The 23,296-nt window shown below is 46.4% G+C and carries 19 protein-coding genes; 9 read left to right on the top strand and 10 right to left on the bottom strand.

The window, feature by feature from the left end; all coding sequences use genetic code 11:
* Positions 1–21: 21 nt before the first annotated feature.
* Genes gspG through gspC form a run of 5 tightly spaced genes read right to left on the bottom strand, consistent with a single transcriptional unit; the run spans position 22 to position 6,222 of the window.
* Positions 22–465, bottom strand: a complete 444-nt coding sequence (gene gspG / locus CBX98_RS04725) for a type II secretion system major pseudopilin GspG (protein WP_005394985.1) — start codon at positions 463–465, stop codon at positions 22–24.
* Positions 466–524: 59 nt separating this feature from the next.
* On the bottom strand, positions 525–1,742 hold the full coding sequence (gene gspF, locus CBX98_RS04720; RefSeq protein ID WP_005394987.1) for a type II secretion system inner membrane protein GspF: 1,218 nt from the start codon (positions 1,740–1,742) through the stop codon (positions 525–527).
* Positions 1,742–3,244, bottom strand: coding sequence for a type II secretion system ATPase GspE (gspE, locus tag CBX98_RS04715; RefSeq protein WP_005394994.1), 1,503 nt, complete (start codon positions 3,242–3,244; stop codon positions 1,742–1,744). The genes gspF and gspE overlap by 1 nt, the downstream gene beginning before the upstream one ends.
* Positions 3,244–5,262, bottom strand: a complete 2,019-nt coding sequence (gspD, locus tag CBX98_RS04710) for a type II secretion system secretin GspD (RefSeq protein WP_005394995.1) — start codon at positions 5,260–5,262, stop codon at positions 3,244–3,246. Before gspD ends, gspE begins: the two co-directional genes overlap by 1 nt.
* 36 nt (positions 5,263–5,298) lie before the next feature.
* On the bottom strand, positions 5,299–6,222 hold the full coding sequence (gspC, locus tag CBX98_RS04705; protein ID WP_048624610.1) for a type II secretion system protein GspC: 924 nt from the start codon (positions 6,220–6,222) through the stop codon (positions 5,299–5,301).
* 253 nt (positions 6,223–6,475) lie between these two features.
* Between gspC and hslR the strand changes: the two genes are divergently transcribed.
* From hslR to CBX98_RS04685, 4 genes are all read left to right on the top strand, one after another.
* Complete coding sequence (gene hslR, locus CBX98_RS04700; RefSeq protein ID WP_031780440.1) at positions 6,476–6,862, top strand: ribosome-associated heat shock protein Hsp15; 387 nt, start codon at positions 6,476–6,478, stop codon at positions 6,860–6,862.
* Positions 6,863–6,893: 31 nt separating this feature from the next.
* A complete protein-coding gene (gene hslO, locus CBX98_RS04695) occupies positions 6,894–7,769 on the top strand; it encodes an Hsp33 family molecular chaperone HslO (RefSeq protein WP_046874147.1) in 876 nt (291 codons plus the stop codon).
* Between the two features lie 337 nt (positions 7,770–8,106).
* Positions 8,107–9,735: a phosphoenolpyruvate carboxykinase (ATP) gene (gene pckA, locus CBX98_RS04690; protein WP_047009389.1), complete on the top strand. Its 1,629-nt coding sequence runs from the start codon at positions 8,107–8,109 to the stop codon at positions 9,733–9,735.
* A gap of 192 nt (positions 9,736–9,927) precedes the next feature.
* Entirely contained in the window at positions 9,928–12,021 is a 2,094-nt protein-coding gene (locus CBX98_RS04685; protein WP_109168676.1) for an AsmA family protein, read from the top strand.
* 13 nt (positions 12,022–12,034) lie between these two features.
* Here CBX98_RS04685 and CBX98_RS04680 read toward each other — a convergent pair whose 3' ends face one another.
* The 3 genes from CBX98_RS04680 to CBX98_RS04670 all read right to left on the bottom strand — a co-directional run bounded on the left by CBX98_RS04680 (position 12,035) and on the right by CBX98_RS04670 (position 14,409).
* Positions 12,035–12,952 (bottom strand): bifunctional GNAT family N-acetyltransferase/hotdog fold thioesterase, encoded by a 918-nt coding sequence (locus tag CBX98_RS04680; RefSeq protein ID WP_005395003.1) that lies wholly within the window; start codon positions 12,950–12,952, stop codon positions 12,035–12,037.
* A 106-nt stretch (positions 12,953–13,058) separates the two neighbouring features.
* The gene (gene dtd, locus CBX98_RS04675; protein WP_048624608.1) at positions 13,059–13,493 is read right to left on the bottom strand and encodes a D-aminoacyl-tRNA deacylase; all 435 of its coding nucleotides are present in this window, start codon (positions 13,491–13,493) and stop codon (positions 13,059–13,061) included.
* Positions 13,465–14,409, bottom strand: a complete 945-nt coding sequence (locus CBX98_RS04670) for a virulence factor BrkB family protein (protein ID WP_005379281.1) — start codon at positions 14,407–14,409, stop codon at positions 13,465–13,467. The genes dtd and CBX98_RS04670 overlap by 29 nt, the downstream gene beginning before the upstream one ends.
* Before the next feature lie 301 nt (positions 14,410–14,710).
* Here CBX98_RS04670 and CBX98_RS04660 point away from each other — a divergent pair, with 301 nt between their 5' ends.
* Positions 14,711–15,352, top strand: coding sequence for a DUF2959 domain-containing protein (locus CBX98_RS04660; protein WP_109168675.1), 642 nt, complete (start codon positions 14,711–14,713; stop codon positions 15,350–15,352).
* Positions 15,353–15,383: 31 nt separating this feature from the next.
* On the opposite strand, the gene CBX98_RS04655 is transcribed toward CBX98_RS04660, so the two are convergent.
* Positions 15,384–15,926 (bottom strand): AAA family ATPase, encoded by a 543-nt coding sequence (locus CBX98_RS04655; protein WP_109168674.1) that lies wholly within the window; start codon positions 15,924–15,926, stop codon positions 15,384–15,386.
* Positions 15,927–16,006: 80 nt separating this feature from the next.
* Positions 16,007–17,836, bottom strand: coding sequence for a translational GTPase TypA (typA, locus tag CBX98_RS04650; RefSeq protein WP_046874152.1), 1,830 nt, complete (start codon positions 17,834–17,836; stop codon positions 16,007–16,009).
* Positions 17,837–18,366: 530 nt separating this feature from the next.
* On the opposite strand from typA, the gene glnA reads away from it, so the two are divergent.
* The 4 genes from glnA (at position 18,367) to glnG (ending at position 23,194) form a co-directional block, all read left to right on the top strand.
* Positions 18,367–19,776, top strand: a complete 1,410-nt coding sequence (gene glnA / locus CBX98_RS04645) for a glutamate--ammonia ligase (protein WP_005395023.1) — start codon at positions 18,367–18,369, stop codon at positions 19,774–19,776.
* Positions 19,777–19,972: 196 nt separating this feature from the next.
* Positions 19,973–20,554, top strand: coding sequence for a DUF4124 domain-containing protein (locus tag CBX98_RS04640; protein WP_047009386.1), 582 nt, complete (start codon positions 19,973–19,975; stop codon positions 20,552–20,554).
* Positions 20,555–20,686: 132 nt separating this feature from the next.
* Complete coding sequence (gene glnL / locus CBX98_RS04635) at positions 20,687–21,733, top strand: nitrogen regulation protein NR(II) (RefSeq protein WP_005395035.1); 1,047 nt, start codon at positions 20,687–20,689, stop codon at positions 21,731–21,733.
* Between the two features lie 57 nt (positions 21,734–21,790).
* Entirely contained in the window at positions 21,791–23,194 is a 1,404-nt protein-coding gene (gene glnG / locus CBX98_RS04630) for a nitrogen regulation protein NR(I) (protein WP_005395036.1), read from the top strand.
* Positions 23,195–23,296 lie beyond the last annotated feature (102 nt).

Raw genomic sequence — 23,296 nt, 5'->3', positions numbered from 1 at the left:
TAGTGCTGGCTTAGGCTCTATTTATTGGAAATCTTGCATGTTCCAGTTGCCAATATCTGCAGCTGGACCTTCTCCACCCTCTTGGCCATCTGCGCCTAGAGTGAAGATGTCAATCGTACCGTTATCACCTGGGCTTAGGTACTGGTACTGGTTACCCCAAGGGTCATTAGGAAGACGTTTGATGTAACCGCCATCACGGTAGTTGCGAGGCTCTGGGTTAGAAGGCTTGCTAACTAATGCTTCCAGGCCTTGGTCTGTCGTTGGGTAAACGCTGTTATCCAACTTGTACATATCTAGGGCATTTTCCAGCGCTACGATGTCCGTAATCGCTTTTTGTTGGTCAGCCTTCTCTTTGTTACCCAATAGGTTTGGAACAACGAAACTTGCCAAAATACCAAGGATAACGACAACAACCATCACTTCTAAAAGTGTGAAACCGTGTTGTTTACTACGTTTAAATTTCATTTTTTTCTCCGAAAGTTAGATTCAAGCCATGCCGTAAGTAGACACGTCTTAATTCGAATTTATCCGCTCATCAAGTTATTCATTTCTAGCATTGGCATCAAGGTCGCCATCACAATGAACAACACTAATCCAGCCATTAAGGCAATTAATGCCGGAGTGAATACGCCTAACGCAATATTGACTGTAGATTCAAAGTTTTGATCTTGGTTATCGGCAGCACGCGTCAACATGCTCTCCAATTCACCACTTTGCTCACCACTGGCGATCATGTGTAGCATCATTGGTGGAAACAGACGAGTTTGATCTAACGCCTTACGCAGGCTGGCACCTTCTCGAACGTTATCTGCAGCAAGTAACACTTGCTGCTTCACATAGCGATTAGACATAACATCCACCGCGACACGCATGCCTTCTAGAATTGGAATCGCACTGGAAGTACAAATCGAAAGTGTTCGTGCGAATCGTGCGGTATTCAAACCTCGAGAGATTTTGCCCAATAGCGGTAGACTCAAGATTTTTCTATCCCAAGCTAAGCGAAAGTCTGGTTTTTGCAACGCCAGTTTGAGCCCATAGAAAAACACCACCAGCACGACGAAGATGATAAGCCCCCAATCTTGCACAAACTCACTGGCTGCCAGTAAGAACTGTGTTGACTGAGGTAACTCTTGTCCCATCTGAATGATTGGCTCAATGATTTTGGGTACCACTGTCGCTAATAAGAAAGAAACAATAACAACCGCAAACACCACTAAAACCACCGGGTAAATCATGGCTTGAAGCAGTTTGGAACGCATCTTCTGACGGTTTTCGACGTAGTCCGCCAAACGCTCTAATACCGTATCAAGATGGCCTGACTTTTCACCCGCCGCAACCATGGAGCGATAGAGCTCATCAAACACGTGAGGGTAATCAGCAAAACTGTCGGCGAGCGGATAACCCTCGGTTACTTTCGAGCGAACCGCAGCCAGCATAGAACGAATTCTCGGCTTTTCAGCCTGCTCAGAGACCGCGCGCAAACATTCTTCCAGAGGCATACCTGATTGGACTAACGTAGACAATTGACGTGTGATTAGTGCCAGCTCAGATGTTGAGATGCCGCGCTTAAAGCTGACTGAGCCTGAAGACTTAGCCGATTTAGCTTTCGTCTCAACCACTTCAATCGGGATCATCCCTTGCTCTTTGAGTCGCTGGCGCACTTGTCGGGCGTTGTCCCCTTCTATCGTGCCTTTTTTATGCTTGCCTTTTGCATCTAGCGCTTTGTACTCAAATGCCGCCATTAGGTTTCCTTCGTCACTCGCATCACTTCTTCAAGTGACGTAATACCGCGACGTACTTTGCTTAGACCATCACTGCGAATACTTGGCGTATGGGCGCGAACGGCTCTCTCAATTTCTTGCTCACCAGACTCTCGGTGAATCAATTCTTGCACTTGCTCATCGACCATAATGAGCTCGTGGATACCTGTTCGACCTCGGTAGCCTTTTTGGTTACACGCTTCGCAGCCCTTAGCACGGTGTAGCTCTAGTGGTTCATGTGCTTCCATACCAAACAGTTTCTTCTGTTCAGCATCGGCTTCATACGGTTCTTTGCAACTCGGGCAAAGCGTACGAACCAAGCGCTGTGCTAACACACCTAATAACGATGAAGAAATAAGGAATGGCTCAATGCCCATATCGCGTAGACGCGTGATCGCACCAACAGCGGTGTTGGTGTGAAGGGTCGACATTACTAAGTGACCCGTTAAGGACGCTTGCACTGCAATTTGTGCGGTTTCTAAGTCACGGATCTCACCGACCATCACCACGTCAGGGTCCTGACGCAGAATAGCACGCAAGCCACGCGCAAAAGTCATGTCGACCTTCGGGTTCACCTGAGTCTGACCGATGCCATCAATGTCAAATTCGATCGGGTCTTCAACCGTTAAGATATTGCGTTCGTTACTGTTGATCTCTTGCAAGCCAGCGTACAAAGTCGTCGACTTACCAGAACCCGTCGGGCCGGTGACCAAGATAATACCGTGAGGACGCTGAATAAGATGACGGAAATTGTCGTGCACGGAAGGCGTCATACCTAAGCTATGCAAATCGAGACGCGTCGCGTTTTTATCCAACAGACGCATAACGACTCGCTCACCATGTGACGACGGCATTGTAGAAACACGCACATCAACCGCACGACCACCAATACGCAGCGAGATACGACCATCTTGAGGTACACGCTTTTCTGCAATATCCAGCTTCGCCATGACCTTCACTCGCGACACTAACAGTGGTGCAAGCTTACGACTTGGAGTGAGCACTTCACGCAATACGCCATCGACACGGAAACGAATCGAAAGGGTTTTCTCGAAAGTTTCGATATGAATATCCGACGCCCCTTCTTTAATTGCTTCACCCAACATCGCATTGATCAACTTAATGATTGGTGCATCGTCTTCTGACTCTAGCAAGTCTTCATCATGCGGCAGCTCTTCAGCCAATGAGAAAAAGTCGTCGCTATCGGCACCGATGTCTTCCATCAATTGACGCGCTTCAGACGAGTCACGTTGATAGGCTTCGGTCAGCTTTTTATCAAAGGCTTCTTTATCGATAGGCTGCGGTACGAAGCTTTTCTTCAGCACACGACGGACTTCGACCAGAGCCGCTGGGTTGAGCGGCTCGACATAGTAAAGAATGGGCGGACGCTCAGGATGCTCTGTCTCCAGCACCAGTTTAAAGCGATTGGCAAAACTGAATGGCAGACGACGCATACTTGGCGCTGTGTCTAACATATCAACCATTAGTTATTTTCCATCTGATCAATAAACGCTTGGATCTCGGTTGGGTGCTGACGCTCCTGACCAAAGGCCGGCATGACTGGGATCTTCTCGTCAGCCATCAACTTCAATCCTTGATCCGCTTTGTAGAGCTGCTCTGCGCGAATAAAGTTGTATTTGCGCTGTGTAATGCCGTCTGCGGTCATACCATCACGAATAATCGTCGGCTTGATGAACACCATCAAGTTACGCTTTTCTGTTTGCGTGCTGGTTGATTTGAACAAATGACCAAGCACTGGGATGTCACCCAGTAGCGGTACTTTTGACTCACTTTCAAGTGCACGTTCATCAACCAAGCCACCAAGAACCAGCATCTGACCATCTTGGATCATGACTGAGGTATTTAGCTGACGCTTAGCAAAGCGAACATCAACCGCACCGTTTGCACCTAATACATTGGACACTTCTTGCTCGATATTTAACTGAACAGAGTCACCTTCGTTAATTTGTGGCACAACCTTAAGCTTGATACCAACTTCTTTACGATCAACCGTTTGGAATGGATTGTCGTTGTTTGAGCCAGCAGTAGAACCTGTGATAACAGGCACTTCTTCACCAACAATAAATGATGCTTCACCATTATCCATTACAGTGATACTTGGAGAAGATAGAATGTTTGAGTTGGAGTCGGTCGCTACCGCACTGACCAAAGCAGTCCAGTCACCCATCACGATGCTCATCGCAGCACCGTTAACACCGCTCAGTGCCGATGCAAGAGTAGAATAGTCACCAGATTCAGTAACATCATATGGCGTTCGTTCGCCATTCGCATTTGTGTAGTATTCAGTTCGAGTTTGATCTTTTGCTTCTTCTAGACCAACCATTACCTGACCAATCGGTGCACCAGAGTTACCGTACTGAATCACCGCACCGGTTTCCAGTGAGCCCCACTGAACACCTAAGTTAATGCCGTCACCTTCTGACATTTCAACGATCAGCGCCTCAATCAAGACTTGAGCACGACGAATATCAAGCTGAGCAATAACATCTTGTAGCGCATTCATGATATCTGGTGGAGCCGTTAATACTAAGGCGTTGGTCGCTGCGTGCGCAGCAATCACCACTTCACCACGCTGGGCACCTGAGGCTTTCTGGCCGACTTGCTTTTCAGCTTGTAGGTTATCGGAGACACCTTTTAATACATCCACCAAATCTTCAGCTTTCGCGTTCTTCAGGTAAACCACGCGGTTATTACCTTTGGTCGCCATTTCAACGTCAAGTTGACGAATCAATCGCTTCAGACGCGCACGTACTTTAGGATCGCCAGAAATCAAAATCGCGTTGGTGCGTTCATCAGCAACAATTTTAGGCTCAAGGAACTCAGGCGTGCTCTTCTGATTGGTGCTTTTATTCAGTGCTTCAACAATACGCACCATTTCAGCAGCAGAAGCATTGCGCAGTTCCACCAGCTCAATTTCTTTATCACCCGCTTGGTCAACACGCTTAATGATTTCTGCTAAGCGATTTACGACCGCCGCACGACCTGTGATTAAGATGATGTTCGCAGGATCGTAGTGAACTACGTTACCAGCACCAGCATTATCAATCAGTTGACGAAGTAGAGGAGACAACTCACGAACCGACACATTACGCACCGCAACAACTCGAGTGATAACGCTGTCGCCTTGCGCGCTGCCATCACCTAATACAGGGATTGCTGACGTTTTTGAGTCTTTCGCTTTGATAACCTTAAGTACACCGTTGTCCATTTCTACGACGGCGTAGCCGTATACTTCGAGTACGTTAAGGAAAAAGCTGTAGTATTGCTCTTCGTTAAGCACGTCATAGCTGCGGACATCGATTTTACCGCGCACTGAAGGGTCAACAATGATGGTCTTTTCGAGATTACGACCCACTATGTTGATGAATTCTTGAATGTCAGTGCCTTTAAAGCTGGCACTAAATTCGTTTGCTATTGCACCTGGGACGCAGAGTAAACTTCCTGCTAGTAGCCAAGCACTTTTGCTGAACCAATGTTTCACGTATGTCTCCCTGAACTTACGCCGGTTGCCTAAGTCTTACAATTGGATATAGATATCGTACTGTTGGCCGTCGCGCTCAACAGTTAAATTTAATTCTTGCGGATCGCTCATCACTTGCATCAGTTGTACTGAAGAAGACGGGTCGCTTAAATCGATCCCGTTAAGTTGCACCGCAATATCACCAGGTTCTAGACCCACATCATTAAACAGCGCGGCATCACGACCAGGTGACACTCGATAACCAACAATGCCCCCGTCTCTTTTGACGGGTGAAATGGTGATGTATTTGAAAACGCTTTGTGGATCTTTCGCAATTTCCTCTCGGATTTGCTCTAATTTTTCTCCAACGTCAGACGTTGATTCTGCTCGTTGAGATTGGGCTCTGGCTATCTGCGGCGATTCAGATAGCTTCTTATATTCTATACCCTGCATCATTAAGGTCTCGTCTCGACCTTGGTTATCAATGATGACGCGATCCACTAATACGGCTTTTAGTGTCGCACGCGTACCTTCAATTTCTTCACCTAAACCATACGTTGCTTGCTTACCGCGGTTGGCAATGACAGCAAGACTGGTATTCGCATCACTGCTTGCAACCGCGCCAACCAGTGTAAGGTTAAGGCGCGTCTTAGGGGCGTCTTTAACAACAGGTTGTTCTACAACTGCAGGCTTTTGTTCAGTGAATTTACCGAATAGGTTGGCATTCTGAAGGGCATTAAAATCTATCGCGTCGCCTTTATTGCTCGCAACAACGCTGCTCGTCGATGGACGCCATTGCGGCACTTCCGACGATTGAGGTATGGCTAACCATACAATTTTGCCAAGTATCCATCCGGTTATCGCAATAAACAGACAGGTGAGCAACAAGCTAAGTTTGGCTTGAATTGTATAATTATTGGACTTGATCTGAGCCAGTAGCGGTCTGCTTGATAATCCTGCACTTAGCTCTAAACGTTTCACTGAATGGATTCCTTTATTCTAACGTTCGTCATTTAAGCTATAACAATAGCTATCGACTTTAAATTGCTAAATTTGCAATAAAATTATTACTCAACAAAGAGCAGTGAACTATATCACAAGTTGTCTTTCATACCTTTTTCTTATGCAGTTTTTGCCAACTCCCTTGAAAAAAATACGCCTTGACTCCATCTGTAGGTGAATAATCCATCACTCATTGCCATATTCGGGCAATGATTAGATAGCGTAGTGTTCTATGAGTTCCCTAAATGAAGCCGTTAGGCTAGATAAATGGCTATGGGCCGCAAGATTTTATAAAACCCGCTCTATCGCTCGTAACATGGTCGATGGTGGTAAAGTCCACTATAATGGCCAACGAAGCAAACCGAGTAAAATCGTTGAAGTGGGCGCCGAAGTAAGACTTCGTCAAGGCAACGAAGAAAAAACGGTGATCATCGAAAAAATTTCTGATCAACGCCGAGGCGCTCCCATCGCACAGACCTTGTATCGCGAAACTAATGAAAGTATAGCGAAACGTGAGGAACACGCGACTCAACGTAAGCTTAATGCCCACAACCCAAGTCCAGAACGCCGCCCAGATAAAAAGCAGCGCAGAGACATCATTAAGTTCAAACACCAATAAAAGCCGGAATTACCAACGAGGAAAGCACTCCATGGCAAATAATGTTTTAAACCGCTACCTATTCGAAGATCTTTCAGTACGTGGCGAGTTGGTACAATTGGATGAAGCGTACCAACGTGTTATCTCCAGCAAGGAATATCCGGCAGCAATAGAGAAACTGCTGGGTGAGCTACTCGTTTCAACTACTCTTTTAACTGCCACTCTTAAGTTCGAAGGCTCAATCACCATTCAGCTACAAGGCGACGGCCCTGTATCTCTTGCCGTTATCAACGGTGACCACAAGCAACGCGTTCGTGGCGTGGCTCGCTGGGAAGGCGATATTGCCGATGATGCAAGCCTCCACGATCTCATGGGCAAAGGTTACCTCGTTATCACTATCGAACCAAAAAACGGTGAGCGTTACCAAGGTGTCGTTGGATTAGAAGGTGATACTCTAGCCGACGTACTAGAAGGCTACTTCGCAAACTCAGAGCAGCTAAAAACGCGCCTATGGATCCGCACGGGCGAGCATGAAGGTAAAGCCCACGCAGCAGGTATGTTGATTCAAGTAATCCCTGATGGCACTGGTTCACCAGATGATTTCGAGCATCTAGAGCAACTGACTGACACGGTAAAAGATGAAGAGCTATTTGGTCTAGAAGCTAACGAACTACTATACCGCCTATATAACCAAGACAAAGTGCGCCTTTACGAACCGCAACCTGTCGAATTCCATTGTGGCTGTTCTCGTGATCGTAGTGGTGCCGCTATCATCACCGTTGAGAAAGCTGAAATTTATGACATTTTGGCTGAAGTAGGATCCGTTTCTTTACATTGTGATTACTGTGGCACGACCTATACGTTCGACGAAGCGGAAGTCACCGAGCTGTATGCACAAGCTTCTGCGGACAAGAAAACCCTGCATTAATTTACATAGCTTATCAAGCACGTAATTTACCCTACAAAATGCCAGCTTAATGCTGGCATTTTTGTGATCAATCCCTCGTAATGCCTCGCTTCAAGCGTAATAAAACAACTGCTTAATTTTAAACAATTAATAATGATTTTGCCCTAGCGCAAAGGATTGCGTGCACGATAAACTATTCCCACCAATATGTGACGGGTTACCTAAAACCTTATTGAAATCATGGATAAATTTTGAGCTATCTCCCTGTTTTCTCCCCGCCCCGTTGCTAGCATGGTGAGCAGATTAAAATTAAAACATTCTTACAAAATCCCTACAAAAATCCTTATAAGGAGCACCTATGACCGTTATGGAACATACTAAGGCTGCAACACTTGATCTAACCAAGCACGGACTGCATAACGTTAAAGAGGTTATTCGCAACCCTAGCTACGAAATGTTGTTTGAGGAAGAAACGCGTGAAGACCTAACAGGTTATGAGCGTGGCGTGGTTACTGAACTAGGTGCGGTTGCCGTTGACACTGGCATCTTTACTGGTCGCTCACCAAAAGATAAATACATCGTCAAAGACGCTACGACAGAAGAGCATATGTGGTGGACGTCTGATCAAGTAAAAAATGACAACAAACCAATCACTCCAGAAGTGTGGGACGAGCTGAAAGAACTGGTCACAAACCAGCTTTCTAACAAACGCTTGTTTGTTGTTGACGGTTACTGTGGTGCAAACCCAGATACGCGTTTGAGCATTCGTGTTATCACTGAAGTCGCATGGCAAGCGCACTTCGTTAAAAACATGTTTATCCGCCCAACAGAAGAAGAATTGACAACATTTGAACCAGACTTCGTGGTAATGAATGGCGCAAAATGCACTAACCCAAAATGGGAAGAGCAAGGTCTGAACTCAGAAAACTTCACCGTATTTAACCTAACCGAGCGCATGCAACTTATCGGTGGTACTTGGTACGGCGGTGAGATGAAGAAAGGCATGTTCGCAATGATGAACTACTTCCTTCCATTAAAAGACATCGCATCAATGCACTGTAGCGCTAACATGGGCAAAGACGGCGACGTAGCGGTATTCTTTGGTCTCTCTGGTACCGGTAAAACCACACTATCAACTGACCCTAAACGTGCGCTAATTGGTGATGATGAGCACGGTTGGGATGATGACGGCGTCTTCAACTTCGAAGGTGGTTGTTACGCGAAAACCATCAAGCTATCGAAAGAAGCGGAGCCGGACATCTACAACGCGATTCGCCGTGATGCACTGCTAGAAAACGTAACGGTACGTAGCGATGGCTCTATCGACTTTGATGATGGTTCGAAAACAGAAAACACTCGTGTTTCTTACCCTATCTACCATATCGACAACATCGTTAAGCCAGTATCAAAAGGCGGTCACGCGAATAAAGTGATCTTCCTATCGGCGGACGCATTTGGTGTGCTACCTCCAGTGTCTAAATTGACACCTGAGCAAACGAAGTACCACTTCCTATCTGGCTTTACTGCAAAACTGGCAGGAACAGAGCGTGGTATTACTGAGCCAACGCCAACCTTCTCTGCATGTTTTGGCGCAGCGTTCCTAACGCTTCACCCAACTAAATACGCAGAAGTACTGGTTAAACGTATGGAAGCAGCAGGCGCTGAGGCTTACCTAGTGAATACAGGTTGGAACGGCACTGGCAAACGTATCTCGATTCAAGATACGCGCGGAATTATTGATGCGATTCTTGATGGTTCGATTGAAGATGCACCAACTAAGCACATTCCTATCTTCAATCTTGAGGTACCGACTTCACTACCAGGTGTGGATCCAAGCATTCTAGACCCTCGTGACACGTACGTTGATCCACTTCAGTGGGAAAGCAAAGCGAAAGACTTGGCTGAACGCTTTATCAATAACTTTGATAAATACACGGACAATGCGGAAGGTAAATCTCTGGTTGCCGCTGGCCCTCAGATTGATTAAGTCGAGTAACAACGACGTCGCGTAAACCACAGTGATAAGTGGGCAGCCACTTATCACTTTTACGTAGACCAAGTTACAAAAAACCGCTTCAAGCCCCTCTTTTGAGGGGCTTTTTATTGAATACCGCAGAATATTGATACAAGCTAAAGCCTATCTAGTTTTATTTAATTGCAAACGTAGGTTCTAGCAGGGATGAAAACAGCGCGTCGAGTTCTAATTCTGTTACTGGTTATCTTAGTTGCCATTCCGGCCACTATGATTGCGCTGTTAACAACATCTTACGCCGATGCAACTTGGCGTCTGCTATCAAACAGCATTTCCTTGCCCTTTCAAGCAGAAAGCGTGCGTTACGATTTTCCCTACCACCTAACTTTACAGGGTGTGAACACAAACGTAGACGACGCTTCTTATATCGAGCAAGTCGATTTATGGATGAATCCCGATGTTTATCGCGATGGTAAATGGATCGTTGATAGCTTATTGATTGATGGACTTAATTTGCAGTATGGCGCGCCAAAGCTCAAGCCTTTAGATAACGTTTTGTTCCATCAAATCGCGCTCAAAAATATTGATTACGCCGACGAGCAGTTTTCTGGTAATGGCATTGACCTTCAAATTCAATCACCACAGTGGAATGGCCAGTTAATACCATATGGCGAGGTTCAACTTGCAGCCGACCAGATCTATTGGAATGGTGAAGCCTTTAATCAGGTCTTGGTCGACATGGACTACAAACCGCAAGACAGTACGCTCTATGGCACTTCATTTAACTGGCGTAACAGTCAAATTTCAGGGCAAGGCGAGCAGTATCCACAAGGCTGGTCTTTAGTGAATGTGACCATCAATAAGTTGCAACTCAATCATATCCAGCTCCAATCACTACTTGCTAAGCCTTGGCAAGCAATACCATTCAAGATTAATCACATTAATAGCTTAGACTTACTGAACGCCGATATTGAATGGGGCGATTGGCACTGGCAAAACTTAGAGCTCTCCGTAGAAAACGCCACACTGCCACTATCTCTCTGGGAGACAACGGCTCAAGTTTCATTGCAGGCGGATAGCGTCCAATTCCAACAGCAAACCGCAATAGAGCCGCGTTTAAGTGCTGCTATAGAGCCTGGAAAAATCCAGCTCAACGATCTCAGCTTAGATTGGCAGCAAGGTCGTGTGCAGGTCTCTGGGGTGTTCACTCCAACGCAATGGCAACTCGAAGAAGCCTCCATTCAAGGCCTCAAGTGGGCAATACAACCTGAAGATAACCAAGACTGGTGGCACGCAGCCATCAGTAAGTTAGATCATGTCACAATCCAACGACTCGACATCGAGCGCAGCCAGATCATTCAGCTATCTCACGAACCTTATTGGCAGTTCTCCGGTTTAAACATCGAAGGGCAGCAGCTTGATCTTAAACAGGTCAATCAACGTTGGGGCCTTTGGCATGGCGATCTGGACGCTAGCGTTGTAAACGCCAGTTATAACCAAGTGCTCACGTCTCATGCTGCACTTGCCATGCAAAGTGAGAATGGCTTTTGGAAACTGACACGCCTTTTTGCACCACTCGAGCAAGGCTACGTAGAAGGCATCGGACAGATAAACCTAAGTACTCCGAGCCAGCCTTGGGTACTCAACCTCAATGCCGATGGCATTCCCTTATCACTCTTCCACGATTATTTACCCAACACACTGGCCATTGATGGTTTTTCCGATCTCAGCCTCGATTTACAAGGATTATCAGGTGATCGCAACATGCTGGCCTACAGCTTATCTGGTGAAGTGGAAGCCAACCTACGAGATACCCGTTTTAAATCCCAAGCGAATCATTCGCTCAAAGCCATTACCTTAAGTCCGCTGCGTTTAAGCGCGCAACGAGGGAAAGTCGCCATAGAACCAGTCACCATTTCTGGGAAAGCTATGAGTGGTAGGGTTTGGGGCGAGTTTGATATGGCCAACAACCCGCTAAATGGCATTGTTTATCAATGGAAAGAATCGTGCGGGAGCGTTGAAGGCGATCTACTCAGTGGCGAAATCCATCATAATGAATGTTTAAAAGCACCAGCACCAAAAGCACCGGCTGATGTTGAAAGCACTCCACAAACAAGTGAATCAGCCATGGAGCTGCCAACTGCGATTGATAACATCAATGTGGAGATTCAAGAGGAAGAATTTTCCGAAGAAATTGTCGAAGAAGACGAAGCATCTGTCACTGATCCCACCACAGAGGAACAAATCCTCCCACCGACAGAGCGAGAAAACGAAACAGATAAGCGCCCTACAGATCAGTAAGGCGCCCTCTCAATTAACAGCTGAGTAATTGCGAATAGTTCGGTATCAGCATATAGGTACCAACAAAATCTACGGCTGGCGTGTCGCCACTATAAATCACCACGTGAATGACGATGCGTGCTTTACGCCCTGACTCCAATCGATCTAGGTCACCACTGATCCCATCTAACGAAGTACTTGCCACGGGGTTTTGTTCGACTGGTTGACGATAACGAATCGAGCTGTCGGCCAACACAATATCACCATGCAAACCGCGCTCTTTAAGCAGCAGCCACGTCATACCCCACCCCGTCAAGGTAGCTAAAGTAAAAGCCGACCCCGCAAACATGGTGTTATGCGGATTAAGGTTTGGATTAAGTTGCGCGCAGCATTCAAACTGGTAACCCGTGTACTGGTTAATTTTTATCCCCATTTTGTCACTAATTGGGATCTGTTGCTCCCAGCGCTGCTGAAGTTCAGTGCACCATTCTGGGCGACGCAACACATTCGCCATCGGATCCAATGGTTTCACCATTTGCTGGTGACGCACAGGACCGCGCTCGTCGGTCAGTTCACCGCGACGCTCAAAGCCATTTTTCTCGTAAAAGGCGATGGCATCTTCACGGGCATTACACACCAAGCGCTTCGCCCCTTCTTGGCGTGCTAACGACTCTAGCGCGACCAGAACCAGCGAGCCCATACCTTTACTGCGGCGATTATTTTTAACCGCCATATAGCGGATTTGGCCATCATTATCCGGCGTAATGTATAAACGACCGATCGCCATAGGACGACCTCGGCCATCAACAATCATACGGTGATGGCTCATTTCATCGTATTCATCGCGTTCAGAGCCAATTGGCATACGCCATGGCTCACGAAGCAGTTGCCAGCGAAACTGATAATACTTGTTTATCTGATTATCGGTTTTGGGAGTAATGAGTTTGAACATATCAATCCTTTGAAAGCACAACACTAATAAATGTCGGGAAAATCACTCCAAGCCAATTCCATGAGCTTGGAGTTAAAGCTTAGACTATGGCACCGGTGTTACCAGACTAGACCTGCAACCAAAACGTCACCGGACCGTCATTCACTAAGGACACTTTCATATCGGCAGCGAAGCGGCCACGCTGTGTGGGTAAAACTTGTTCACACAAATCAGAAAAGTAATCATACAAGCGCTCAGCATCAGCAGGATGCGCACCGCGAGAAAAGCCAGCACGAGTGCCTTTTTTTGTATCCGCAGGTAACGTAAATTGAGAAACCACCAGCACTTTGCCTGCTACCTGTTTGACGTTTAGGTTCATCTTACCTTCATCATCTTCGAACACGCGGTAGGTCGTAACACGCTCCATCAAGCGTTTTGCTTTGGCCTCATCGTCGTCTTTCTCTACTCCTAATAAGACCAGCAGACCACGATCAATTTCCCCTACGACTTCACCATCCACACGGACGGCAGCTTCACTGACTCGTTGAATTAGCGCTATCACTACTCTCGCTTCCTTCATCTGTTAACTGAGATTCAGCGGTCGAGTGTATCATGTCTAAATCTTCACTCCAGTGCTCTCGCTCACCAAGCGCTGCTGTGACTTCCGCACCCAATAACACGATCATCCAGCATAAATACACCCAAACAAACAAGATAGGAATCGCGGCTAACGCGCCGTAAATGAGCTGATAAGATGGGAACTGCGTGATGTAGAGTGCAAAGCCCTTTTTACTTAATTCGAACAGTATCGCAGCGACTGCTGCCCCCATCGCGCCATGAGCCAGGTGCACTTTTTTATTCGGCACCAGAATATATAAGCCAAGGAAAGCGAAAAAAGACAACAACAGCGGTAACCAACGTAAAAACAGATTGAACGCACCAGATAATGTCTCGTTCTCTAAAATTTGCAGTGAGGTCACGTACGATGTCGCCGCGATACTCGCACCGACCATGATCGGCCCTAACGTGAGTACCATCCAATACATAGAGAATGAAAAGACTAAACGGCGCTTGTCTTTAACTCGCCAAATGTAGTTTAAGTTCTTATCAATGTTCGAAATCAGCATGACTGCAGCAATGAATAAAAACCCACCGCCAACCGCGCTCATTTTGCCCGTATTCGCCACAAATTCCTGCAATGCCGTATGTACAGCTTCCCCAGATGCCGGAACAAAATTCTCAATAATGTAGCCTTGCAACACCTCACCGACGTTCGCAAAAACGGGAAATTTCGACAATATTGATAACAATACCGTCAGCATTGGCACGATGGATAACAAGGTAATGTAGGCAAGATAGCCCGCGTTCACATTGACGCGATCATGCGTTAATCGCTTAAGAAGATACTTAAAAAACGCGACGCAACTTGGCAGTAGATTGATTAATCTTGCCTTGTAACTCTCTGATAACTGGTTCATAGTTCATCCCATAATAAGGGTCTGTTGACCTTTTGAGCTGATTTTTGCAGCAGTTTGTGGGTTCTTTATACAAGGCAGAGGCTTTGAATTGTAGTTAACCTACCAGAGAAGCCGATAACGCAGTAGAAAGAAACCACAAGCGCTGCCCGAAGGGTTCGTCTAGAAGCGTTTTACTCTTTGTTGAGAGGCGTTTTGCTTAGAATGACTATGCTACAACCCTCTCGCCGCGATTAAAACGCTTTTATATCGAACAAAAAACAACCACAAAAGGTCGACAGACCCTATTGTCGAGGACATAAGAATGCCTTATTTATTAGCAATTGTACTATCAATTTTCACTTTAACAGGGTGTCAATCTGCTTATTACTCAGCGATGGAGCAAGTTGGGTACCATAAACGAGATATTATGGTCGACCGCGTTGAAGATGCCAAAGAATCTCAACAAGATGCACAAGAAGAATTCACCAGTGCACTTGAAGCCTTATCTGCGATCACTAATTTTGATGGTGGTGAGCTAGAAAGTGTCTACAACAAAATCAATGACAAGTACGAAGACAGCGAAAAAGCGGCGCAAGACGTTCGTGACCGCATTGCTGCGATTGAAGACGTTTCCGGCGCACTGTTCGATGAATGGCAAGACGAACTAGAGCTGTACTCGAGCGCGAAATTGCGCCGTTCAAGCGAGCAAAAGCTACGTGAAACCAAAGCCTCGTACAAAACCATGCTTAGCGCAATGAAGCGTGCAGAGAAAAAGATGACGCCGGTACTAAATACACTGCGCGACAACACGTTGTACTTGAAACACAACCTTAACGCGAGTGCGATTGGCTCTCTACAAGGTGAATTTTATAGTCTAGAGAAAGACATTCAGTTTGCCATCAAACAGATGAACGAAGCGATTGCAGAGTCTGATAAATTCCTACAAAAGCTCAATCAAAAGTAAATGATTCAAACCTCCTCCTAGCGAGGAGGTTTTAGTCTGTGACCTCACCAACTAAACCGATGACTCTTCGAACAAAGCCTACTCGTTCTAGCACACTGCCCCATGGCACTTCTACCACTTCGTAACCCAACTCAGCATAGATATCCACTAAGGATTGATGAATCTCCAATGCTTCTTCAAAGCTGTGTGGACGCACTTCATCTTGCACGTAAATGGATGCTTCAGGTCGACAAGTAAACACCTGGCTATAGTACCCAGCACTTTCGGTTAAGAAAGCTTGGTCAACCTTACAACCGCCCACTTGTAAGTAAGCAATGATGTCTGGGATCGCGCGATCAACAAACGCAACGTCATGACAACGCGCATCACTCTTTTGCTTGCTCATCAAGTCGAGACACAATTGAGCAAACTCAGGCAGGTTCGTCCACGGCAAGATACCGTCGTTTAACTGGCTTTGCTGTTCAATCAGCGTACGAGAGCTCTCTGCAAACGTCGCATACCCTTGCCGCTCTAATGCATTCAGTAGGGTGGTTTTCCCCGCACCTGGGCCACCAGTAATCACAATTGGCTTCATGCTGATATGTTCATTCTCTAGATACAAAAAACCCTGAGCATAACTCAGGGCTTCTTCTTAATTGAATCGCTTAACGAAAATTATTTCGCGCCACGAGAAGCACGTTTACGATCGCTTTCCGTTAGGAATTTCTTACGGATACGGATGCTTTCAGGTGTTACTTCTACTAGCTCGTCGTCATCGATGAACTCAAGCGCTTGCTCTAGTGTCATGATTATTGGCGGAGTTAGAACCTGTGCGTCATCTGTACCAGATGCACGAACGTTGGTTAGCTGCTTACCTTTCAGTGCGTTTACTGTTAGGTCGTTGTCGCGGCTGTGAATACCGATAACCATGCCTTCGTAAACTTCCACACCGTGACCGATAAATAGACGACCACGCTCTTGAAGGTTGAACAGTGCGTTAGTTAGCGCTTTACCCGCAGCGTTAGCAATCAGAACACCGTTGATACGCTGACCGATGTTACCGCCTTTGTGTGGGCCGTAGTGGTCAAACGTATGGTATAGAAGACCAGAACCAGAAGTCAGTGTCATGAATTCCGTTTGGAAGCCGATCAGACCACGAGATGGCATGATGAAGTCCATACGTACACGGCCTTTACCGTCTGGAGCCATATCTTTCAGCTCACCTTTACGTAGGCCGATATTCTCCATGATACCGCCTTGGTGCTCTTCCATTACGTCGATGGTTACCGTTTCAAACGGTTCCATTAGCTGACCATCTTCTTCTTTGATGATTACTTCTGGACGAGATACGGCAAGCTCGAAGCCTTCACGACGCATGTTTTCGATCAGGATAGACAGGTGAAGCTCACCACGGCCTGATACGCGGAATTTGTCTGGATCGTCTGTTTGCTCAACGCGCAGTGCAACGTTGTGTACCAGTTCCTTCTCTAGACGCTCAAGGATGTTACGTGAAGTGACGAACTTACCTTCTTTACCAGCGAATGGAGACGTGTTTACTTGGAACGTCATGGTTACTGTTGGTTCATCAACAGACAGTGCTGGTAGTGCTTCTACTGCGTTTTGTGCACAGATAGTGTCAGAGATTTTAAGCTCGCCAAGACCAGTGATTGCAATGATATCACCCGCGTTAGCTTGCTCAACTTCGTGACGCTCTAGGCCTAGGTAGCCCATTACTGTGCCCACTTTACCGTTGCGAGTTTTGCCGTCTGCACCAACAACCGTTACTTGCTGGTTTGGCTTAACGCTACCACGAGTTACACGGCCAACGCCGATAACGCCAACGTAAGAGCTGTAATCCAACTGAGAGATTTGCATCTGTAGTGGACCATCTAGGTCAACTTCTGGCGCAGCTACTTCGCCAACGATAGTTTCGAATAGCGGTTCCATGTTCTCGCCAGTTTCGCCTTCTTCTAGAGAAGCCCAACCGTTAAGAGCAGAAGCGTAAACCACTTTAAAGTCTAACTGTTCGTCAGAAGCACCTAGGTTGTCGAATAGGTCGAACACTTGGTCCATAACCCAATCAGGACGTGCGCCCGGGCGGTCAATCTTGTTGATAACAACGATTGGTTTTAGACCATGAGCAAACGCTTTTTGTGTTACGAAACGCGTTTGAGGCATTGGACCATCAACCGCGTCAACGATAAGTAGTACAGAGTCTACCATCGACATGATACGTTCAACTTCGCCACCGAAGTCCGCGTGTCCCGGAGTATCTACGATGTTGATACGGTAATCGTTCCAGTCGATTGCTGTGTTTTTAGCAAGAATGGTAATACCGCGCTCTTTCTCGATGTCGTTCGAGTCCATGACTCGCTCTTCAGCTTCACCGCGAGACTCAAGCGTGCCTGATTGTTGTAGCAGCTTGTCAACCAACGTGGTTTTACCGTGGTCAACGTGCGCGATGATCGCGATATTTCTTAATTTATCAATCTGTGGAGTAGCCATGGATATTGATTCACTTAGATAGATGAAATGCCCCCACGCTGAGAACGGGTGCTCTCTGGCGACATTTGCTGATTAAAAAAACGGCCATAATGTACCAGATTTTAGCAAAAAGCCTAGAAATATGTGATCTACTCCCGAGCATTTCTGCGATTTTTACGCTTAATGCCCATTTTCTTCCTCAGAACGAATTGATTAAACGCAACTTTATTCCAATCGATGCATAATTCAAATTGACTCTTGCTCAAAAACTGGGCTGAATAAGCAATGCGCCTGTCACATTATGGTGCAATAATGATTTTCCGCACCACAATGGTGCGAGTAAAGATCATTTTGGTGCAATCATCTGCACCAAGCTAGCGCCAAAAAACACAATTGCTTGAAATTAATGGAATATTTTTTTTGGCACGGTTTTGGCTTTAGTTAAAACAGCATCGATTAATGAAAAGTCAAATTGATTAATCAATGCCAGGTTTCATGAATAATTCATAAATCGAGCTTTTACCGCTTATTAACACTGGAGGTTATCCAAGATGTCAGTAGAAAACGTTCTATCGCTGATCCAAGAAAACGAAGTTAAGTTTGTTGACCTACGCTTCACTGATACAAAAGGTAAAGAGCAGCACATTTCGATCCCTGCTCACCAAATCGACGCAGACTTCTTCGAAGAAGGTAAAATGTTCGATGGTTCATCAGTTGCTGGCTGGAAAGGTATCAACGAATCAGACATGGTAATGATGCCTGACGCATCTTCTGCTGTGCTTGACCCATTCACGGAAGACGCAACACTCAACATCCGTTGTGACATCTTAGAGCCGGCAACAATGCAAGGCTACGACCGTGACCCACGTTCTATCGCAAAACGCGCTGAAGACTTCATGCGCTCTACTGGCGTTGCAGATACTGTACTTATCGGTCCTGAGCCAGAATTCTTCCTATTTGACGACGTGAAATTCGCGACTGACATGTCAGGCTCTTTCTTCAAGATCGATGACGTAGAAGCAGCATGGAACACGGGTTCTGATTACGAAGAAGGTAACAAAGGTCACCGTCCAGGCGTTAAAGGTGGTTACTTCCCTGTAGCTCCAGTGGATTCATCTCAAGATATCCGTTCTGCTATGTGTCTAGTAATGGAAGAGATGGGTCTTGTTGTTGAAGCACACCACCACGAAGTGGCAACAGCGGGTCAAAACGAAATCGCAACTCGTTTCAACACGCTAACAACCAAAGCTGACGAAATCCAAATCTACAAGTACGTTGTACACAACGTTGCTCACGCGTTTGGTAAAACGGCAACATTCATGCCTAAACCACTTGTTGGTGACAACGGTAGCGGTATGCACGTTCACCAATCTCTAGCGAAAGATGGTGTAAACCTATTTGCTGGTGACAAGTACGGCGGTCTATCTGAAATGGCGCTTTACTACATTGGCGGTATCATCAAACACGCTCGTGCAATCAACGCATTTGCTAACCCATCAACAAACTCGTATAAACGTCTTGTACCAGGCTTCGAAGCGCCAGTTATGCTTGCTTACTCTGCACGTAACCGCTCTGCTTCAATCCGTATCCCAGTGGTACCAAGCCCGAAAGCACGTCGTATCGAAGTTCGCTTTGGTGACCCAGCGGCTAACCCATACCTATGCTTTGCATCAATGCTAATGGCTGGTCTTGACGGTATTAAGAACAAGATCCACCCAGGCGAAGCAATGGATAAAGACCTTTACGATCTACCAGCAGAAGAAGCAGCAGAAATCCCAACGGTTGCATACTCACTGAAAGACGCACTAGCAGAGCTAGATGCTGACCGTGAATTCCTAACAGCAGGTGGTGTATTCTCTGACGACTTCATCGACTCTTACATCGAGCTGAAATCTCAGGACGTAGAGCGCGTGAACATGACAACTCACCCAGTTGAGTTCGAACTTTACTACTCTGTGTAAGGTCGACACTGTGTAAAATGTAAACATAGCAACAAAATATTAGGCTCGCCTCGCAGGCGGGCCTTTTTTGTATTCGTCAGTCAAGATTCGACGTTTAACATGAGGGGATAATAAAAATACGCTTGGACTTTTTACCTTGTAGGTCAAAGAGCTAAGCCATTGAAACGTGAAATCATCGATCAAAAGAAGGTGGGCAATGAAAGTTCAGCTTATTCCATCGCTATGTGCTCTCAGCGGATTGTTAATCGCCTCCATCGCATCAGCGCAGGTTGCTTATACATGGGTAGATAAAAATGGCGTGGTTCATTTTAGTGATACGCCAAACCAAGGTGCAAAAGCCATCGCGCTGCCAAACCTTGAAGCCAGCGCACCCGCTCCTAAGGTAGAAAGCACGGAATCACTCGCCCCTCAGACCAAGCCATCGAAAGAGCCACAAGACAAGCCGGAAAAGAAAACCGATAAACCTCTCCCATTAAAGCTCTCGATGCTGACTCCTCAACATAACGAAACCATCCGCAGCAACCGAGGCATCATCAATATTCAACTGGAAACCAATCGCAAGCTTGGTATCGGCGAACAGTTGCAACTGCTGCTCGACGGAAAACCTTATGGTGCGCCACAAAGCCATATGATGTGGCAGTTAAACAATATTGACCGAGGCACCCACACACTGGCCGTGCACGCGAAAAGAAGCGGCAAGCTTATTGCATCTACTAGCCCTATAACGGTGCATTTACATAGAGCAAGTGTTAAGCCGACCGTAAAAGGGGCAAAATAGAATATCTGGTGAAAAAAATAGCATCACTGCGGTGCTTTTCACTTTTTCTTCTGAGATTTATTCGCCATACTTAACGTTCAATTGCACCATTATTGTGCAACGCACAATCTTAAAGCAAAACAAGGACGTAATGTGGATACCAGTCTTCCTAGTGCCATTCTCAATAACATGGTGACAGCAACGCTGATTCTTGATGATGGATTGGCTATCCGTTATGCCAATCCGGCTGCCGAGTTGCTGTTTTCTCAAAGCGCGAAACGTATTGTTGAACAATCGCTTTCTCAATTGATTCAACATGCGTCGCTGGATCTCGCGCTGCTCACTCAACCATTGCAAAGTGGCCAAAGCATCACCGACAGTGACGTCACTTTCGTAGTTGATGGCCGCCCCTTAATGCTAGAGGTGACAGTTAGCCCAATCACTTGGCAAAAGCAGTTGATGCTTCTGGTTGAGATGCGCAAAATTGATCAACAGCGCCGACTCTCTCAAGAACTGAACCAGCACGCCCAACAACAAGCGGCGAAACTGTTAGTCCGAGGGCTTGCACATGAGATCAAAAACCCGCTAGGTGGATTACGTGGTGCAGCGCAATTGCTAGAAAAAATGCTGCCAGAGCCTTCTCTCACCGAGTATACGCACATCATTATTGAGCAAGCCGACCGTTTAAGAGCGCTTGTTGATCGATTACTCGGGCCACAAAAGCCAGGTAAGAAGACACAAGAAAACTTGCATCAAATTCTGGAAAAGGTCCGCCAGTTGGTTGAATTAGAATCGCAACGTTCAATCGTGATTGAACGCGATTACGACCCGAGCTTGCCAGAAATTTTGATGGATGCGGACCAAATCGAACAGGCGATGCTTAATATCGTCAGTAATGCAGCGCAAATTCTTAGCCATCAAGAACACGGCAAAATCACCATTCGCACCAGAACGGTGCATCAAGCTAATATTCACGGCAAACGCTGTAAACTCGCTGCACGTGTCGAAATCACAGACAACGGCCCAGGCATTCCACCGGAATTACAAGACACGCTGTTCTATCCCATGGTCAGTGGCCGCGAGGGAGGAACTGGCTTAGGGCTGTCTATTTCACAAAATTTGATCGACCAGCACAATGGAAAAATAGACGTAGAAAGCTGGCCTGGTCACACAACATTTACTATTTATTTGCCGATCTGATTGCACTAATGGACTTCAAGTCGCATCAGTTTTTCGGTTTGCTGCAAGGATTACTACATGAGTAAAGGATATGTTTGGGTCGTTGATGACGACAGTTCTATTCGCTGGGTGATGGAGAAAACGCTCTCCTCTGCCAACATAAAATGCGAAACCTATGCCGATGGGGAAAGCGTTTTGATGGCGCTCGAACGCGAAGTACCAGATGTGCTGGTATCAGACATTCGCATGCCGGGCATTGATGGATTAGAGCTGCTAAAACAAGTACAGCGCGATTACCCAGACCTTCCCGTGATTATCATGACCGCCCACTCAGATTTGGATGCGGCAGTGAATGCGTACCAAAAAGGTGCCTTTGAATACTTACCAAAACCTTTTGATATCGATGAAACCTTAACTCTGGTTGAACGAGCGATTGCACACAGTCACGAAAATAAACGTGAGCAACTCTCTCCAGAAGACATTCCTGCGGAAACGCCAGAAATCATCGGTGAAGCGCCAGCCATGCAAGAAGTATTTCGAGCCATTGGTCGTCTTTCTCGCTCCTCAATTTCAGTATTGATTAACGGTGAATCGGGCACGGGTAAAGAGCTTGTTGCTCATGCGTTGCACCGCCATAGTCCTCGCGCCAACAAACCTTTTATTGCACTCAATATGGCGGCGATTCCCAAAGATCTGATTGAGTCAGAGTTGTTTGGTCATGAAAAAGGGGCATTTACCGGGGCGAACAATGTTCGTCAGGGTCGATTCGAACAAGCCAATGGCGGCACCCTATTTTTAGACGAAATCGGTGACATGCCGTTAGATATTCAAACCCGTTTGCTGCGTGTTCTGGCCGACGGACAGTTTTATCGAGTGGGCGGTCACTCCCCAATCAGCGTCGACGTAAGGATTGTCGCGGCAACACACCAGAATTTAGAAAAGCTGGTGCATGAAGGCGATTTCCGTGAAGACTTATTCCATCGCTTGAACGTGATTCGAGTGCAGATTCCGGCATTGCGTGAACGTAAGCAGGACATCGAAAAACTTACGCAGCATTTTCTTATCCGAGCGGCTGATGAGCTGGGGGTCGAAACCAAAACTCTGCATCCGTCGACCGTTGAAATTCTTAACCGCCTTGATTGGCCGGGCAACGTGCGTCAATTAGAGAATATTTGCCGTTGGTTAACCGTCATGGCCAGTGGTAGCGAGGTATTGCCAAACGACTTACCAAGCGAACTGCTCGAAGAGAAAAAATCCATTTCGGACTCTGAACATGGCAGCTGGCAAGAACAATTGGCGGATTGGGCACGTCAATCACTCGCGGCAGGAGATAAAGAACTGCTTTCTTATGCTTTACCAGAATTTGAGCGCATTTTATTAGAGGCAGCTTTGGAGCACACTAAAGGTCACAAGCAAGATGCCGCTAAAGTATTAGGCTGGGGGCGAAACACGCTTACCAGAAAATTAAAAGAATTGTACTGACAATCACTTACGTGGTGCGTTAACAACGAGAGTCGTTTGTCACTCGATATTAACAAAAATATCAGTACAATTGTGGCGCACCACCATCTATGTGATTAGGCA

The sequence above is a fragment of the Vibrio sp. T9 genome (genome assembly GCF_003123985.1).
Classification (GTDB): domain Bacteria; phylum Pseudomonadota; class Gammaproteobacteria; order Enterobacterales; family Vibrionaceae; genus Vibrio; species Vibrio diabolicus.
Note: the sequence above shows the minus strand (reverse complement) of the source record. Positions and strands in the feature narration are given on the sequence as shown.

What these genes read in the sequence shown, in the direction of transcription:
- gspG (WP_005394985.1), bottom strand. Translation starts at nt 465, where the DNA reads ATGAAATTTAAACGTAGTAAACAACACGGTTTCACACTTTTAGAAGTG.
- gspF (WP_005394987.1), bottom strand. Translation starts at nt 1,742, where the DNA reads ATGGCGGCATTTGAGTACAAAGCGCTAGATGCAAAAGGCAAGCATAAA.
- gspE (WP_005394994.1), bottom strand. Translation starts at nt 3,244, where the DNA reads ATGGTTGATATGTTAGACACAGCGCCAAGTATGCGTCGTCTGCCATTC.
- hslR (WP_031780440.1), top strand. Translation starts at nt 6,476, where the DNA reads ATGAGTTCCCTAAATGAAGCCGTTAGGCTAGATAAATGGCTATGGGCC.
- hslO (WP_046874147.1), top strand. Translation starts at nt 6,894, where the DNA reads ATGGCAAATAATGTTTTAAACCGCTACCTATTCGAAGATCTTTCAGTA.
- pckA (WP_047009389.1), top strand. Translation starts at nt 8,107, where the DNA reads ATGACCGTTATGGAACATACTAAGGCTGCAACACTTGATCTAACCAAG.
- CBX98_RS04685 (WP_109168676.1), top strand. Translation starts at nt 9,928, where the DNA reads ATGAAAACAGCGCGTCGAGTTCTAATTCTGTTACTGGTTATCTTAGTT.
- CBX98_RS04680 (WP_005395003.1), bottom strand. Translation starts at nt 12,952, where the DNA reads ATGTTCAAACTCATTACTCCCAAAACCGATAATCAGATAAACAAGTAT.
- CBX98_RS04670 (WP_005379281.1), bottom strand. Translation starts at nt 14,409, where the DNA reads ATGAACCAGTTATCAGAGAGTTACAAGGCAAGATTAATCAATCTACTG.
- CBX98_RS04660 (WP_109168675.1), top strand. Translation starts at nt 14,711, where the DNA reads ATGCCTTATTTATTAGCAATTGTACTATCAATTTTCACTTTAACAGGG.
- CBX98_RS04655 (WP_109168674.1), bottom strand. Translation starts at nt 15,926, where the DNA reads ATGAAGCCAATTGTGATTACTGGTGGCCCAGGTGCGGGGAAAACCACC.
- typA (WP_046874152.1), bottom strand. Translation starts at nt 17,836, where the DNA reads ATGGCTACTCCACAGATTGATAAATTAAGAAATATCGCGATCATCGCG.
- glnA (WP_005395023.1), top strand. Translation starts at nt 18,367, where the DNA reads ATGTCAGTAGAAAACGTTCTATCGCTGATCCAAGAAAACGAAGTTAAG.
- CBX98_RS04640 (WP_047009386.1), top strand. Translation starts at nt 19,973, where the DNA reads ATGAAAGTTCAGCTTATTCCATCGCTATGTGCTCTCAGCGGATTGTTA.
- glnG (WP_005395036.1), top strand. Translation starts at nt 21,791, where the DNA reads ATGAGTAAAGGATATGTTTGGGTCGTTGATGACGACAGTTCTATTCGC.